Source organism: Thalassobacillus pellis, from assembly GCF_016908295.1.
GTDB classification, from domain to species: Bacteria; Bacillota; Bacilli; order Bacillales; family Halobacillaceae; genus Thalassobacillus; species Thalassobacillus pellis.
This window is the reverse complement of record NZ_JAFBDO010000008.1, coordinates 75899-89747: the sequence shown is the minus strand read 5'-3', so window position 1 is coordinate 89747 and position 13849 is coordinate 75899. Positions and strand designations below refer to the sequence as shown.

Genomic DNA, 13849 nt, shown 5'->3' with positions numbered 1-13849 from the left:
ATTTAGGGCTATAGAATCCGGCATTCGTACTGCTTATAAAGTAAATAATAGGGAGTGCCCATAAATCTCTTCGTTGGATAACATTACAATTTTTGAAATATATGGTAACCAAGTTTTCCCTTTTTTTATCCGGGAATAGGAGAATATATATACTATTACACCAAAAAGAAAAGGGAGGTATGACATGGCTCACTTAAAAGCTTTGGCAATTAAAGGTGTTATGACCCTTGTTTTGCTATGGTTAGTATTAAGCTTAGGATTTAACTTTTCATTTCTAAATGTATTAACTATCACCATTGTTTTAGGAACTGTCGCTTATTTAAGCGGAGACCTTTATGTATATCCTAAAAAGGGTAACATGGTAGCGACAACTGCGGATTTTGGACTTACCTTTCTTGCCGTATGGCTGATAGGAATGGCATTTGGAATCACTACTGGAACTGCTGCTATAGCAGGGGTAGTAGCTGGGGTGGTTCTAGGTATGGGTGAATATATCTTTCACTTTTATATTAAGCGGAAAAACCTCGCAGCTAATGAGCAACTGCGTAGTGCTTACACCAACTAACATTTAATTTACATGTGTGTTTAAGGTGATGGACATCGGAATAAAATTTCTGGTGTCCATTTTTATACAGCAGATAACTCTTCTTTCTATGTTCGGTGTGTATTTTTAGCTTCTACAATTAATTTCGTATATTTTTTTAAACACCTTCCTGATTTACAGGGAGGTGTTTTTCCTACAATTTAATTACTTTCCATTAGTATATTGGGAAGGGACTGGGTGTTGTGCTGATGAAGGCTGTAATTACCACGAAGAAACAAAAATATGTAAGAAAGCTGGAGAGTGAAGCCCCAGCTTTTTGTGTCACTTTTCTAGTTGTAACATTCCTTTGAAGCTTTTGGCATACTGATCGGTAGCAATAATCGCATCAGCTACTTCATCCGCTGTTACTGAAAAGGCCTGATGGATAGTTTCTCCTTCGGCAGTCGCAGCTTCGGATACTTTGAGGATATCTTCTTTGGAAGCATTTTTTAGTTTGATATCTTCTAAAGTGATTGGTAAACCAAGGCTCGTATACAACGCCATATATTGTTCAATTTCTTCTTGAGGATGTTCTTCCAATGTTAATTGAACAAGAGTACCAAAGGCTACTTTCTCTCCATGTGTGAGATGGTGTATTTCACCTTCTAGTGCGGTAAAGCCGTTATGAATAGCGTGGGCAGCACCTAGTCCACCACTTTCGAATCCAAGCCCACTAAGCAGAGTGTTTGCTTCAATCACATTTTCTAAAGCAGGAGTTACCACCTGACGTTCATTCGATTGATAAGCGAGTAATGCATAATCAAAAAGTACTTTTTCACATTTCTCAGCTATTGCCTGTGCTGCCAGAGTCGTTTGTCCTCCTGCCATCGTGTTACCCTTGTGGTTCACCACACTCCTCACCTCTACGAAAGTAGCCAGTGCATCTGCAATACCGGAGGCTAATAACCGTGTCGGTGCTTCGGCAATGATTTTGGAATCTAACAACACCAGGTCTGGGTTCTTGTTATAAAAGCGATAGGATTCAAACACACCTTCTTCGGAGTACACCACGGAAAGTGCACTCGTAGGAGCGTCTGTAGAAGCAGTTGTGGGGACAATCACCGTAAAACCTTGGACCTCATCAGAAACTGCTTTTGCAGTATCTAATGTTTTACCACCACCGACACCGATAACGATTGATGCCTCAGCTTCTTTCGCAATATCAGTGATTCGGTCCATTTCTTTGGGAGATGCTTCCCCATTAAATACAACGTTTTTCGTATTAAAGTTTGCATCTTTTAAATAGGATACCACATCATCCCCTGCAATCTTCCAAACTGTTTCATCTGCAATAACAATAGCAGTCTCCCCAATGCCTTCTAAATGTTGTCCGATATTTTGAATGGCGTTTTTATCTTGAACATATTTTGCTGGGCTAATGTAAACGCGTTTCTTCATTCTGAACCCCTGCCTTTCATAATCTATTATACTTGTTTCCTACCCTTGGGATGAAGAATGTTAAACACATATGTAAGGTTTATAGGATACCTCTGGGAGTAACATCGCAGCCCTGATGGTGTTGCAGAGGTATAGATTTATGGGGAAAGGGTGAATCGTTTAGAACGCTATTGGGCTTATAGTTCGGTATTTTTCTCGACCTTATTGGTATAATCCGAGACTAAAAAAATCTTTCAAGCTGAAATATGTGACTTATCTAACTGGCGTCAAATTGTAATTTCTTTGAAATAATTAATGACCGAGGAGATATTACTAAATAGTTTTCAGGGCTGTTATATCGCGAATCGCATCAAGCTTGCACATAAAAGGAATTTTTTTCAACGGATTTACGTTTGAGAACAAAACGTACTTGTCTAATGATTAACAAACACCTTGAAAGGAGAGATAAAAATGAATGTCTTTGATATTAGTTCCTTTGTTCCCTTGGCGATTGGTTTTTTTGGACTTGGTACTGGTTATCTAATATGGGGAGGACAAGCCTTATTCGGAATCCCAAGTGGTGATGAAAGTGACAATAAAACTCTTGGAATCTGGGGAATATGGATGCCAGGGTTTATGCAGTTCATCACTGGCGTTTATATTATGATAGGGCTCACATGGTTTCAGGTTTTCACTAACAAACCCGCCCATTATATGGCTGGCTTAGCCTTTACTGCCTATGGAATTCATTGGTTTGCATTAGGCTTACGAAGATATAAAGGTTTAAAAGACACCGCAGATGGTTGGATGGCTATTGCATTCCTTATCATTTCATTGTTAGGAATGTGGGTATTCTTCGGCGTAGGAAACATAGCCGTTGCAATTTTATTCATCGGGCTCTCACTTATTTATTTGACAGAGATTCCAGCTCGCTTCGGAGGATCAACCGGCCTTGGAAAACTTGTTGGTACCTGGCAGCTGCTAACTGGTCTTTGGCTTATGTATCTAACTTGCGCCGTGACCCTTAACTATACTATAAGTGCAGGGTGGTGGATGTAGATAAAAGGTTCCTTATTATTAAGTGATTTATTTTGGAAATGAATCTTTCCCTTATTAAGAAGTAACCTTTGTTTCACTTTCGTAACCTTCACCATGATAAATGGATTAAACTTAAAATACGAAATTATGTTTAATATTGGTCAAAAAGGTAATTAATTCTATATAATCGTTTCATTTAGAAAGGTGGAATAACCATGAGCATCATCAAGGATTATATGAGCACTTCTCTTGCTACATGCAACCCTTCAGATAACTTAGCAACTCTTGCAAAACACATGAAAGAGGAAGATGTAGGCTTCATTCCCATTGTGGAAAATGACAAGTATGTCGGAGTGGTGACAGATCGAGATATCGTAGTCAGAGGGTTAGCCAAAGGGACAGCAGACAATATTCATGCCTCTGATATCATGACGGAGAAAGTAATTACCGGGTCTCCAGACATGGATGTAGAAGAAGCCGCACGCCTTATGCAGGAACACCAAATAAAACGATTAATGGTAGTAGAAAAAGACAGATTCAGCGGTGTAGTAAGCTTGGGCGATTTAGGTATAGAAGGCGCCGATGAAGTTGCAGCTGATATTGTAAGTGAACTTTCCAAAGGCAAAGGAAATAATTAAGGGCAAAAAGTTGCGTGACATGGAAACCATGGCACGCTTTTTTTTCTCTAATGTTAAATGGTTGTCCGTACGTACATATACTTAGCAATTTTTTATAATTACCTCAATATGTCCCCTAAATAAAGATGGACAAACAATGTCTTACACAATTGTTATATTTACTTATTAGCCCCTATAATAGCGCTTTCCTGGAATAATAGAAAGAAGAAATATTAAGATTTTTTTAAGTTCCTGAAATATCCCTTTAAATACTTTATAATATATAGTATTTTTAGGGTCACAAAGCACTTAACTTTAATGGGAAATCCCTATTCTTTTTAAGCTTGCAGGGAGGAGGGTACTATGTTGGTGCAAGTGCAATGGATCAACTATTGTAAAGAAAGTGAGCTCGATCGTCCTGAGTTATTCAAAAGAATCGATGATATCTATTTAGAAGATACGAAAGAGGAAAAGGAAATCATACAAGAAGAAGTTAAAAAAGAAATTTCAGAAGCTTTTGCATTATCATTGGAAGGTATACAGATTTTAGAGTGCCACGTCTTAAATAACTGAGTGCTTTATATATGGGAAAAGGATTCTTAATTAAAAGAAGAGACGGTTAAAAACCGTCTCTTTTTGACTCAATCCTCCAATGGGGGAATACCATGAACATAAGCTGGCGCTGGTTTCAGTTCTTGTTTTCCGCCATAAGCTTCAGGCTTTTTCACGTAGCCAAAATCCCCATTGCCATCCGGGGTTTTACCGGATGTCCAGTTTCCTTTTTTACTATGTTCCCCATCAGAAAAATTCAGAAAATCATAAGAAAAATCTGTTGCCTCCCAATCAGCGGGAACAGTAGCAGGAACAGTGGTCCCATACTTCTCTTCCAATTCCTTAATAGCAGCAATCCACTGATTTTGGTGCATGGTATCACGAGCTAATAAGAAGGAAAGCATTTCTTTTACGCCTTTGTCTTCCGTCATTTCATATAACCGTGCCACTTGTAACCTGCCTTGGGACTCTGCATTTAGATTAGCACGAAAATCGGATAATAAATTTCCGCTTGCTACGATATAACCAGCATTCCAAGGGACACCTGTACTGTTTTCCGGCATGGCCCCTAATCCGGAGACAATAGCGTGGTGAGGGTTCATTCCTCCCATGATTGCCCCGATTACCGGATCCTCGGAAGCTTTCTCTTGTTCATTAATGGGGGCATCGTCTAATAAACGTGCAATCATGGTTGCAATCATTTCCACATGCCCTAGTTCTTCCGTTCCTGTGTCCATAATTAAATCTTTATACTTTTCGTCACCTCTCGCATTCCAACCTTGGAACAAATACTGCATCGCAACAGAAATCTCTCCGAATTGTCCGCCTAAAATTTCTTGAAGCTTTTTGGCATAAACCGGATCAGGACGTTCTGGCTTCGCATGGAACTGTAATTCCTTTTGATGAAAAAACATTATCTCCCACCTCTTTGGATTATAATTGGAACTCTTGAAGGTTCTACTTGAACCTTACCCAAAAAATTCCTTTCAGAAACTAAGGGCTTTATTTACCTGTTACTGGTGGTATATTACTCCCTGTTTTATTAGAACTCTTTTTTTATTAGCGAAAACTGTATGTATAAATAATAAAAGAGAAGCACGGCTCGTTGATAGCACGTGCTTCTCTTACCTTTAGTCTTTTATTAAGATACTTTCACCCAGTGAGCAGCTTCATTGCTTGACGGGGAAGGAGGGAATTGCTCTCCTTCTTCTAGCTTAATTTCTGTATTATCATTTTCTGTAGAGCCACCACTGACAAGACTATCTACTTTGTAAGTTCCGTTCTCTTCTGCTTTTTCTCCCGTTTTGTAAGTCTTCTTATTGTTAGCCATTTTATTGCACCTCCAAAAGAAATTTAGAAAGTCCACTGCTTTCTATACTTATTTAGATTACCGATTTTCTTGTCTCTAAACAGAAATACCAAGAATTAACCTATTTGTTATAAAACTGTAAAATTTCATTTAGGGAATCTGTACCCGCACATCCTTATTCCTAAGGGGACAATAGTTAAGATGGATAAAGGATATATTCCGATGAATTTTTTACTATTAATTATTCCTTCCATCTACAGATAATCTAAAAAAGAAACATAAGTACACGGGGAAAGGGGATATAAAGTAAAAGGGAATTATCAACAATGAATATGTTTATTGAAGCTTTTTCCGTGGTAGGAACTGAATATAAGCTTAAAAGGAGGTTTTATCATGGCAAAAAATAATAACAATCGTAAGATGAGTGTAGAGGAAGCTGGCCAAAAAGGTGGAGAAAAAGTAAGCGAAAAATATAACCAGGAACACTTCGAGGAAATCGGTCAAAAAGGCGGAGAAAAGGTCAGCGACAAGTATGATCAGAAACACTTCGAAGAGATCGGAAAAAAAGGCGGGGAAACCGTCAGCGACAAGTATGATCAGAAACACTTCGAAGAGATCGGAAAAAAAGGCGGGGAAACCGTCAGCGATAAGTATGATCAGGAACACTTCGAAGAGATCGGAAAAAAAGGCGGGGAAACCGTCAGCGATAAATATGATCAGAAACACTTCGAAGAGATCGGAAAAAAAGGTGGCGAAACCACCAGTCAAGAAAAGGATAAAGAATTTTATCAGGAGATAGGCCAAAAAGGCGGCGAGACAACAAGTGAAAAGCATGGAGAAGAATTTTATGAAGACATCGGCCAAAAAGGCGGAAAAAACGCAAACCATAAGCGGTAAGGAACCAACAAGGCGGCCTATTCTGTTGAAAGAATAGGCCGCCAATTTTTTATGGATAAGTCTAGTTTATACAAAAGTAGGTGAAAATGTGCTCTTTAAAAAAGCCCCTGCAAAGTGGGAAGAGTTCAAAAAAAAATCTCCAAGAGAAAAATGGTTGGAATTGTATGGGAATCTATGGGTAACCCCTATTATTTATGGGTTTTTATCAATCCTACTTTTAGTTTTGGCGGTTACGTTGGACTTAACTACAGACTCAGGAAAGTTTATTCCGCCAGCTCTAACTATTGAATATCAACTGACTAGAACCATATTAAGTACGTTGACTGGGGGTATATTATCTCTGACAACTTTTACTTTTTATGGCGTTCTAGCGGCCTTAACTACCTTTTCTGTCCAATTTTCCCCACGGATCCTTCAAAATTTTATGAGGAATAAAATGACCCAGAGAACGCTTGGAATATTTATTGGAAGCTTTACTTATGTGTTGCTTTGTCTCTTCTTCCTTGATAAACAGAGCACTTTTTTCTTTATACCGGTGCTGGCAATCTTATTCACTATGCTGACAATGGCAACTTTCATTATCTTTGTTAACCATATTGTTAATTGGCTGCAGGTTACCAATATGACGGAAGATATGAAAGAAGAGTCTGCCATTGTTGCTAAGAATTTGTTAGTAAAGGAAATGGATGCCTACCGTGTAAAGAATAGTGCTTCCATAGAACACCAGGTGCCGGAGAATAGAGAGCAGGCCTGTTCCATCTACGTAGAAGAATCAGGCTATATTCAAACGATTGATTTCATAAATTTAATTAAAGAAGCGGAAAAAGATGATCTTATCATAGAGTTACATTATAAGGTAGGGAACTATGCGTTTGTATCCACCCCCTTACTGTCCTACTGGCCAAACGGGGCAAATTCCATCGATGAATCAAAATATTATTCCATGATCCGTATTGGAAAAAATCAAAACGAAGTACAGGACATAGAATTCAGTTTAAGCAAATTGGTGGAAGTAGCCATTCGGGCCATCGGAAGTAATGATCCGAAAACGGCTACTAGAACAATCTATCAAATTGGTGATTTGTTAATCAAAATTTCCCAGTTATCCTTTTTTACGCCTTATTTGGCAGATGAGGAGGGGAATTTACGCATCATTTTAGACAATCTTGAATTTAAGGATTATCTATACATTGGCTTATCCTCTATCCGTCATTACGCCCGAAAGAATGTTATTCTTACGGTGGAAATCTTAAAAGTATTACATGCCATCGCTAAAGTAAGAAAGAAGCATGACTGCACACCTGTTTGGGACTTCGCCGTATATACGACGCGTTCGTTAGAAATTAATTATATCCATAGCCTGGACCGGGAAAAACTTTATAACACCCTATTGGATATGGCAAAAACAACCGGACATGAAATGGAATATAATAAACTGGTTCGAAAAATGATGAGGACTATCACGGATGAAGATGATCGTAAGGAGATAGAAAGAAAAATTCCATTAGGATGTTATTAACGAGGCATTGTGAAATAAACGTAATAAATATAGAACTAGACTATGATTAAGAAAAAGTAAGATTAATGATATGAACCACTTTGACGGTGGAAGTTTCTATAAGCAACGTTCTAAGAAATGAAATGAATACCCAAGCCGGGACAAAAGGGAAACGAGGAAAAGGAAAGGGGTATTTCTTACAGAAAAGAAGTTTTGAAATGTAAAGCAGAGTTTATAGAGTCAAGGATAATATATCCATGGAGATATTTTGTAAATAAGTCTTCAACTTAAAATCGCTTTCTGAACATTCAATTCACAAAAAAATTAAAAATAGACAGAGTATTTTCAGTTATTGAAAGTGCTCTGTCTATTGTTTATATACTTATGTCAGTTTATCTTTTATTTATTACCTTTATCTTCAAGTTCCTTAGACTTTTGGACTAGGTATTGAAAATAACTTTCCAATTCTCGGATTTGCTCTGGCCCCATGGACTTCCATTTGTCTATATCAAAAAAAGCGGCGTCTTCAATTCCGTATTTATCCATTAGGTTATTCACTTCTTTAATTGAATCAAAATCACTATTTCCAGCATTATAATTTATTTTGTCTGATCTGCCTAAAAGATAATCTGTGGAAACGTCAAATAAATCAGCTATCTTATTCACAGTATCCAAAGGTGGAATTTTTGTACCCCTTTCATAAGCAGTGTAGGTAGTACGGGCAACTCCTATTTGCTTTGCAATATATTCTTGAGTCCACACAGGGTTCTCTTCTTTTTTTATTATTCGGCATTTTTGCAGCCTATCTGAAAATTTCATTTTTAACCACCAAACTTTTCCACTAAAATGCAGTGTGATATCTTTCATTATAAATGTTTCTGATAGTAACTTAAAGGTGAGATATTAAAATTTCAAATAAATATGATTGATATTATTGACAATGTTACCTAAGGGAACTAAAATGAGTTTTATAAAGTTCCTTAAAGGAACGTTAGGGGGTGTAAAAGGTGAGAATGTGGTTGAAAACACTAAGGCTTCAGAATAAATTCACTCAAAAACAGACTGCTCAAAGATCCAATATATCTAGAAGTTATTATACACATATAGAAGCTGGTGTTAAAAATCCAACAGTAGAAACAGCTAAAGATATAGCTTCGACTCTAGGTTTTGAATGGACAAATTTTTTTGAAGAACGATGTTCCTTAAAGGAACGTAAAAACTTAGAAAAGGAGATGTTGTAAATGTTTGAAGCCAAGCTGCAGCCAGAAGCTGATTTTAATAATAAGGTTTACGATATTTTTTATGATATTGCCAAAAAAGCACAAGAAGATGCGAGCAAGGAAACTGAATTGCCATATTTGTTGGACCGCACAAGCCTAGCTGAATATGTTTTCAATGTTAGCGTTCAGTCATTAGATGCTCATGTCTTGAAACGTGAAGACTTTCCAAAAGTGAAAGTTGGAGGACGTACACTTTATCCAAAAGACCTTGTGATTAGTTGGATAAGAGATCATGTTGAAGTGTCCGATCAAATAGCTCCCAAAAGAAATTTTGGGGTCATTTAATTCTATAAATTTATCTTAAATCAAACGTCTATAGATTACTGGTACAAATAAACTCAGAAGAGGTGAGCAGGATCAAAAAAAGTAAGTCAGCGCAGCTCATGAAGGAAATGAGAAGAAGTAAAGATAAGACACAGCAACAGTTATCAGTCGATATGTTTCAATCCAGGGAGTATATTTCCAAGCAAGAAAGTGGAGAAAGAAAGATTCCTCCGGTTACAACCAAATATTTTATTGAAAAATATAACAATCCATGGTTGGCATTAGAAACCGTTGATGAATATATTGGGTGGGGACTGACACGGTTAAACGGACCTGCGGCTAATAATGATAATTATTTTTTACAATTGATGGTAGAGAAGGAATTACAAGAAGCTATAGAAGTGATGACTAAAATTAAGTGGACAGATAGTTTATACACTGATCGCTCTGTGGAATTGCAGGGTATTCAAAAATCAGCAGAGTCACTAGCGAATGTTGTTCATTTTTCAACCGTATATTTAGCAGCGCTGTGTGATAACTATGGAATCAACTGGTTAAAGATTTGGAAAAAACATCATTCTGACTTAAAAGCAAAAGGCTATATTAATGAGTGAATTGATGGCCGGGAGAGAGGTGAAAGAATGCAGGGGTGGGTAAAGCTTCACCGAAAAATCCTCCATAGTGAAATTTTTGAAAATGAAAAGATGTTAAAGGTCTTTATTTACTGTGTTGCCAAATCCAGTCACAAAGTTACTGAGTCCAGAGTGGGTAGACAAAAGGTAGAGCTTGAACCTGGGCAATTCATATTTGGCAGAAAACAAGCTGCATCCGAATTGAATATGAATGCATCTACCGTCCGTGATTATATAAAAACATTAGAAGAAGACGGTGTAATCACGGTTGAATCCACCAACAAATATAGTGTTGTGACCGTTGAAAATTGGGCGTTCTATCAATCTAATGGTGAAGAATACGACAACAAAACAACAGCAGAAAAACATCAAGACGACAACTACTCGACATCAGAAGGACAGCAAAAAGACACATACAAGAATGAACGAGAACTTAAAGAAGTTAAGAATGTAAAAGAATTTATTACTACAACTACATCTGAACAAAATAGCGAGGCTGTTCAATTTTACCAAAACAATTTCGGAGTATTATCTCCTCATATTTCTAATGAAGTAGCTGGGTGGATAGCGGAGCTTGGGGATGAATTAACCATTGAGGCTATGAAACGTTCATTGGAACGAAATAAGATTTCGTGGGGATACGTGAATAGTATACTTCAATCCTGGCTAAATAAAGGAATTAAAACCATTGAACAAGCTGAAGAAGAAGAGGTTGAACATAGGGATAAAATTCACCGCAAGCGACAGTTTTCTAAAGGACCATCGAGTCAAGAAGTACTACCTGAATGGTTTAAAAACCGTAACGAACAAAAACAACAAGAAAATAAAAAGCCAACCATTGATGATACGGCTCGGACGATTGAGTTAGGAATTAAGTTAAAAAGATCCAGGGAGAGTATTCTTGAAGCGATTCATAACAGATATGATCTTTCCGAAGAAGATCTTGATGCTATTCGGGAAGGGGAAAGCTCAGCTAAAGACATTTTATTAAGCAAATCAAATTTGAAAGTTGTAGGAGATTCATGACCTTTCTAAGGGAGGTGGTTATATGAAGATATCTCGTTTCGCCTTTTATGATATTTCCTCACAAGCAGATAATGTAAAAACCTTTGAAGGAAAAGTGTACAACGTTCATGGTCCTTGGGCGATAGATAGAAATGGTGCTGCTGAAAGGCTATCTAAAATCTATTATCGAATCCGAACTGTAAAGAACAAGCATTTTAGAACCATTGCAAAACGGAAAAATCCTATGAGTGAACTGAAATCCGTAAGGTGAAATATAACGATTTTAATACGTGCTTGAACAGCACTTATTGAACATTGAAAAGTACATATCTATGTTAGGAAAAGAAATGTCACGGTATTTTCCTAGCAGTCGATAAGCGTTCGGTGCGTGTAACGTGAAACGCATCTTGTGGCTCGGAAAAGCGTTGCGTCAATAATGGTTATACTCTTTAGGTGAGGTTAATACCAATGAAGCTCTGGAGAGTCTGACCTAGATGCATAAAGTTCTTCGTATATGCTAGAAACGATGTACGTTGCAGTGCATGATATAAATTAGATGTCGCTGCATAGGGTTGATTGTACCTAGCCATAAACAATCAAATTCATTCTATTCCTTTCCATTATGTGGTTTTTTGTTTGAGTAGGTGTTAGAATCGTTATACAAATCACTTGTGAAAGGATGATCTGATGAAAAGATATTGGGTCGGTGGTTTGGCTGGATTATTATTGGCCGTAATTCTTGTAGGTTGCGGAACTCAAGGAGCCACTGGCCAAGTCGAGTCTTTATCACCAGAGGAAATTAAAGATAAGATACAAAATAGTGAAGAAGCTTATATATTAGTTACGGATACTTCAGAGGAAGAGGAAAGAGAAGAATATATAAATTTAGTTGAAGATAACATTGAAGAGATCGATGTGCAGGAAATTAATGCTCAGAACCCAAAGATCCTGGACGGAGAAATAAAATTAAGTGAGATAGGGTTAGAAGGTAGTGAACTATTTCAATCACTTAGTTATTATGAAGATGGAAAACTACAGGAGCGAATTTCTTTAAGAGAGCAAAAATATGAAACTCTGAAAGATAGAAAACAAGCTATCCATCAATTTATAGATGAAACTTCATTTTAAAAGGAAGTGATCTTAATTAGATCGCTTCTTTTTTTATGTCAATTTTTTAAAGGGGGTGATTTTCGTGGGAGCTACGAATCGTGAACTAAAGCAATCTAAAGACTTAGTTCAAACTTTATTAACCATACAGGACCTTTCTTATAACAATTGGCTGCATAGCAAACACCAAGAGTATATTCAGGAAAACCAAGATGTAGTTATGAAATCTTTATTGCATTACAAAGGGATAAGTGAAGAGAAGGAAGATACAAACTTTTAAAGGAGCGAATAAACGATGAAATTAACCGACATTGTTCTTCTGTCAGCGATAAGTAACCTTCAAGCTACAGGGGCGTCTATCCTTACGGCAATGCAATTACTGGGAATTATTTCGGCAGCGATTGCTTTTGGAATTGGTGCCTACCACCTTATTTGGGGAGGTGTTCGAGGCCGTCAGAGTTCCATTGTATGGTTTATTGGTGGAGCTGTAGGACTTGTAGTGCTTATGGGAGCAACCGCCATTGCGGAGTACATTGACAGCCAGGTGGTCTTTTAAAGGGGTGATATAGAAATGCATGTGTTATTCACATCGAAAATATCTGGAGAGATTACTAGTTTTCAGCCTTATTCCTTCAAAGAAATTGTAGAAAAGACGGACAAACTAGATGCAAAATGGAAAAAGAAAAATGCAGAACCAATCTCTCTTGATTTTATGATTTTTAATGAAGAAGGAGATAAACTTTATAATGGCACATATGTTGTGGGGGCAAAAGAGACTACAAATATTTATAACCATATATGCCAAAAGCTCTTAAATCTACCATTAAAAGATCGTTATCAAGAAACAGAAAGAGACATATTTCTACAAAAATTAACATCTCATGTTCCACCTTCTTATCGAGTTGATATGAAAAAACAGTTGGAACAGAAAAAGACAGAAGCAAAAGGCTGGAATAAACTTAATAATCAAGAAAAGGCTATTGCCGGATCTCTCGCAGGTTTACTAGTAATTGCTGTAGTCGCATCCATTACGTTAACTATAGTATTTAACAGCCAAGCACAAACATTAAACAAAATGGAACATGAATTGATGGATTACAAAATAGTAAAGCGAATATACGAAACAGCATTGAATGGCGATACCGAAAAAGCTGTTAATCGTATGAAAGAACAAGAACATCTTAGCGAGTCTGAACAAAAGATATTGGTTCACCTTCTTATAGCGAATAAGAACTATGAAGAAGCTTTACAAAAGGTTGGGAAAGACAACGTTTCTTTAATAGCTGGGCAAGTGATGCAAATTCATGGATTAGAGGAACTGGAAAAGTTTCAAAAGTCGCATCCAAATCCTTTAGGAGATTTTAAAGTAGCGTACCACTCAGGAAATTACAAAGAAGCCATTGTTGTGGAAGATGTTCCTATGTCCACAGAAATTTATAAAGAAAAAGGATTCGCTTATTTACAGCTCGATCAAATTGAGGAAGCAAAGAAAATGGCCTCCGAAGCCAAAAGTGATCAGTTGAATCAAAAGATTAATCAATATAAAGAGCTTCAAGGAAAGTTGAATAAACTTCAGGAGCAAATAGAAATAGAGAAACAGTCCGAGAATAAAGACAAAAGTAAGATTGAATCGTTGAAGAAACAAAAAGCTAAGATTGAAAATCAATTAAATAACATTTAGGAGATGATG

At 37.1% G+C, this 13849-nt stretch carries 19 protein-coding genes; 15 read left to right on the top strand and 4 right to left on the bottom strand.

The annotated features are described in order from the left end of the window. Positions 1-184: 184 nt before the first annotated feature. A complete protein-coding gene (locus JOC33_RS18455) occupies positions 185-565 on the top strand; it encodes a DUF2512 family protein (RefSeq protein WP_205094028.1) in 381 nt (126 codons plus the stop codon). Between the two features lie 300 nt (positions 566-865). Here JOC33_RS18455 and JOC33_RS18450 read toward each other — a convergent pair whose 3' ends face one another. After that, positions 866-1981 (bottom strand): glycerol dehydrogenase, encoded by a 1116-nt coding sequence (locus tag JOC33_RS18450; RefSeq protein WP_205094027.1) that lies wholly within the window; start codon positions 1979-1981, stop codon positions 866-868. Between the two features lie 450 nt (positions 1982-2431). On the opposite strand from JOC33_RS18450, the gene JOC33_RS18445 reads away from it, so the two are divergent. The 3 genes from JOC33_RS18445 (at position 2432) to JOC33_RS18435 (ending at position 4188) form a co-directional block, all read left to right on the top strand. Beyond that, the gene (locus JOC33_RS18445; protein WP_205094026.1) at positions 2432-3019 is read left to right on the top strand and encodes a hypothetical protein; all 588 of its coding nucleotides are present in this window, start codon (positions 2432-2434) and stop codon (positions 3017-3019) included. A gap of 194 nt (positions 3020-3213) precedes the next feature. After that, the gene (locus tag JOC33_RS18440; protein ID WP_205094025.1) at positions 3214-3636 is read left to right on the top strand and encodes a CBS domain-containing protein; all 423 of its coding nucleotides are present in this window, start codon (positions 3214-3216) and stop codon (positions 3634-3636) included. Positions 3637-3978: 342 nt separating this feature from the next. Beyond that, on the top strand, positions 3979-4188 hold the full coding sequence (locus JOC33_RS18435; protein WP_205094024.1) for a hypothetical protein: 210 nt from the start codon (positions 3979-3981) through the stop codon (positions 4186-4188). 68 nt (positions 4189-4256) lie between these two features. Here the strand turns inward: JOC33_RS18435 and JOC33_RS18430 are convergent, their stop codons facing one another. Both JOC33_RS18430 and JOC33_RS18425 read right to left on the bottom strand, forming a co-directional pair. Next, positions 4257-5081 (bottom strand): manganese catalase, encoded by an 825-nt coding sequence (locus tag JOC33_RS18430; RefSeq protein ID WP_205094023.1) that lies wholly within the window; start codon positions 5079-5081, stop codon positions 4257-4259. Between the two features lie 227 nt (positions 5082-5308). Beyond that, complete coding sequence (locus tag JOC33_RS18425; protein ID WP_205094022.1) at positions 5309-5497, bottom strand: YjzC family protein; 189 nt, start codon at positions 5495-5497, stop codon at positions 5309-5311. A gap of 372 nt (positions 5498-5869) precedes the next feature. On the opposite strand from JOC33_RS18425, the gene JOC33_RS18420 reads away from it, so the two are divergent. Both JOC33_RS18420 and JOC33_RS18415 read left to right on the top strand, forming a co-directional pair. After that, complete coding sequence (locus tag JOC33_RS18420) at positions 5870-6373, top strand: KGG domain-containing protein (RefSeq protein ID WP_205094021.1); 504 nt, start codon at positions 5870-5872, stop codon at positions 6371-6373. An 88-nt stretch (positions 6374-6461) separates the two neighbouring features. Then, positions 6462-7892, top strand: coding sequence for a DUF2254 family protein (locus JOC33_RS18415; protein WP_205094020.1), 1431 nt, complete (start codon positions 6462-6464; stop codon positions 7890-7892). 378 nt (positions 7893-8270) lie between these two features. Here JOC33_RS18415 and JOC33_RS18410 read toward each other — a convergent pair whose 3' ends face one another. Then, positions 8271-8738 (bottom strand): helix-turn-helix domain-containing protein, encoded by a 468-nt coding sequence (locus JOC33_RS18410; RefSeq protein WP_239534301.1) that lies wholly within the window; start codon positions 8736-8738, stop codon positions 8271-8273. A 140-nt stretch (positions 8739-8878) separates the two neighbouring features. Here JOC33_RS18410 and JOC33_RS18405 point away from each other — a divergent pair, with 140 nt between their 5' ends. The 9 genes from JOC33_RS18405 to JOC33_RS18365 all read left to right on the top strand — a co-directional run bounded on the left by JOC33_RS18405 (position 8879) and on the right by JOC33_RS18365 (position 13840). Beyond that, positions 8879-9112, top strand: coding sequence for a helix-turn-helix domain-containing protein (locus JOC33_RS18405; RefSeq protein WP_205094019.1), 234 nt, complete (start codon positions 8879-8881; stop codon positions 9110-9112). Beyond that, the gene (locus tag JOC33_RS18400; protein WP_205094018.1) at positions 9113-9436 is read left to right on the top strand and encodes a DNA-binding protein; all 324 of its coding nucleotides are present in this window, start codon (positions 9113-9115) and stop codon (positions 9434-9436) included. 107 nt (positions 9437-9543) lie between these two features. Next, positions 9544-10029: an XRE family transcriptional regulator gene (locus tag JOC33_RS18395; RefSeq protein ID WP_239534300.1), complete on the top strand. Its 486-nt coding sequence runs from the start codon at positions 9544-9546 to the stop codon at positions 10027-10029. A gap of 27 nt (positions 10030-10056) precedes the next feature. Beyond that, a complete protein-coding gene (locus JOC33_RS18390; protein WP_205094016.1) occupies positions 10057-11073 on the top strand; it encodes a DnaD domain-containing protein in 1017 nt (338 codons plus the stop codon). 22 nt (positions 11074-11095) lie between these two features. Continuing rightward, positions 11096-11323, top strand: a complete 228-nt coding sequence (locus tag JOC33_RS18385; protein WP_205094015.1) for a hypothetical protein — start codon at positions 11096-11098, stop codon at positions 11321-11323. 416 nt (positions 11324-11739) lie between these two features. Beyond that, positions 11740-12180 carry a hypothetical protein gene (locus tag JOC33_RS18380; protein ID WP_205094014.1) on the top strand — a complete coding sequence of 147 codons (441 nt, stop codon included), beginning with the start codon at positions 11740-11742 and terminating at the stop codon, positions 12178-12180. A 64-nt stretch (positions 12181-12244) separates the two neighbouring features. After that, entirely contained in the window at positions 12245-12439 is a 195-nt protein-coding gene (locus JOC33_RS18375) for a hypothetical protein (protein WP_205094013.1), read from the top strand. 15 nt (positions 12440-12454) lie between these two features. Beyond that, positions 12455-12715 (top strand): hypothetical protein, encoded by a 261-nt coding sequence (locus tag JOC33_RS18370; RefSeq protein WP_205094012.1) that lies wholly within the window; start codon positions 12455-12457, stop codon positions 12713-12715. Between the two features lie 15 nt (positions 12716-12730). Then, a complete protein-coding gene (locus JOC33_RS18365; RefSeq protein ID WP_205094011.1) occupies positions 12731-13840 on the top strand; it encodes a hypothetical protein in 1110 nt (369 codons plus the stop codon). Positions 13841-13849 lie beyond the last annotated feature (9 nt).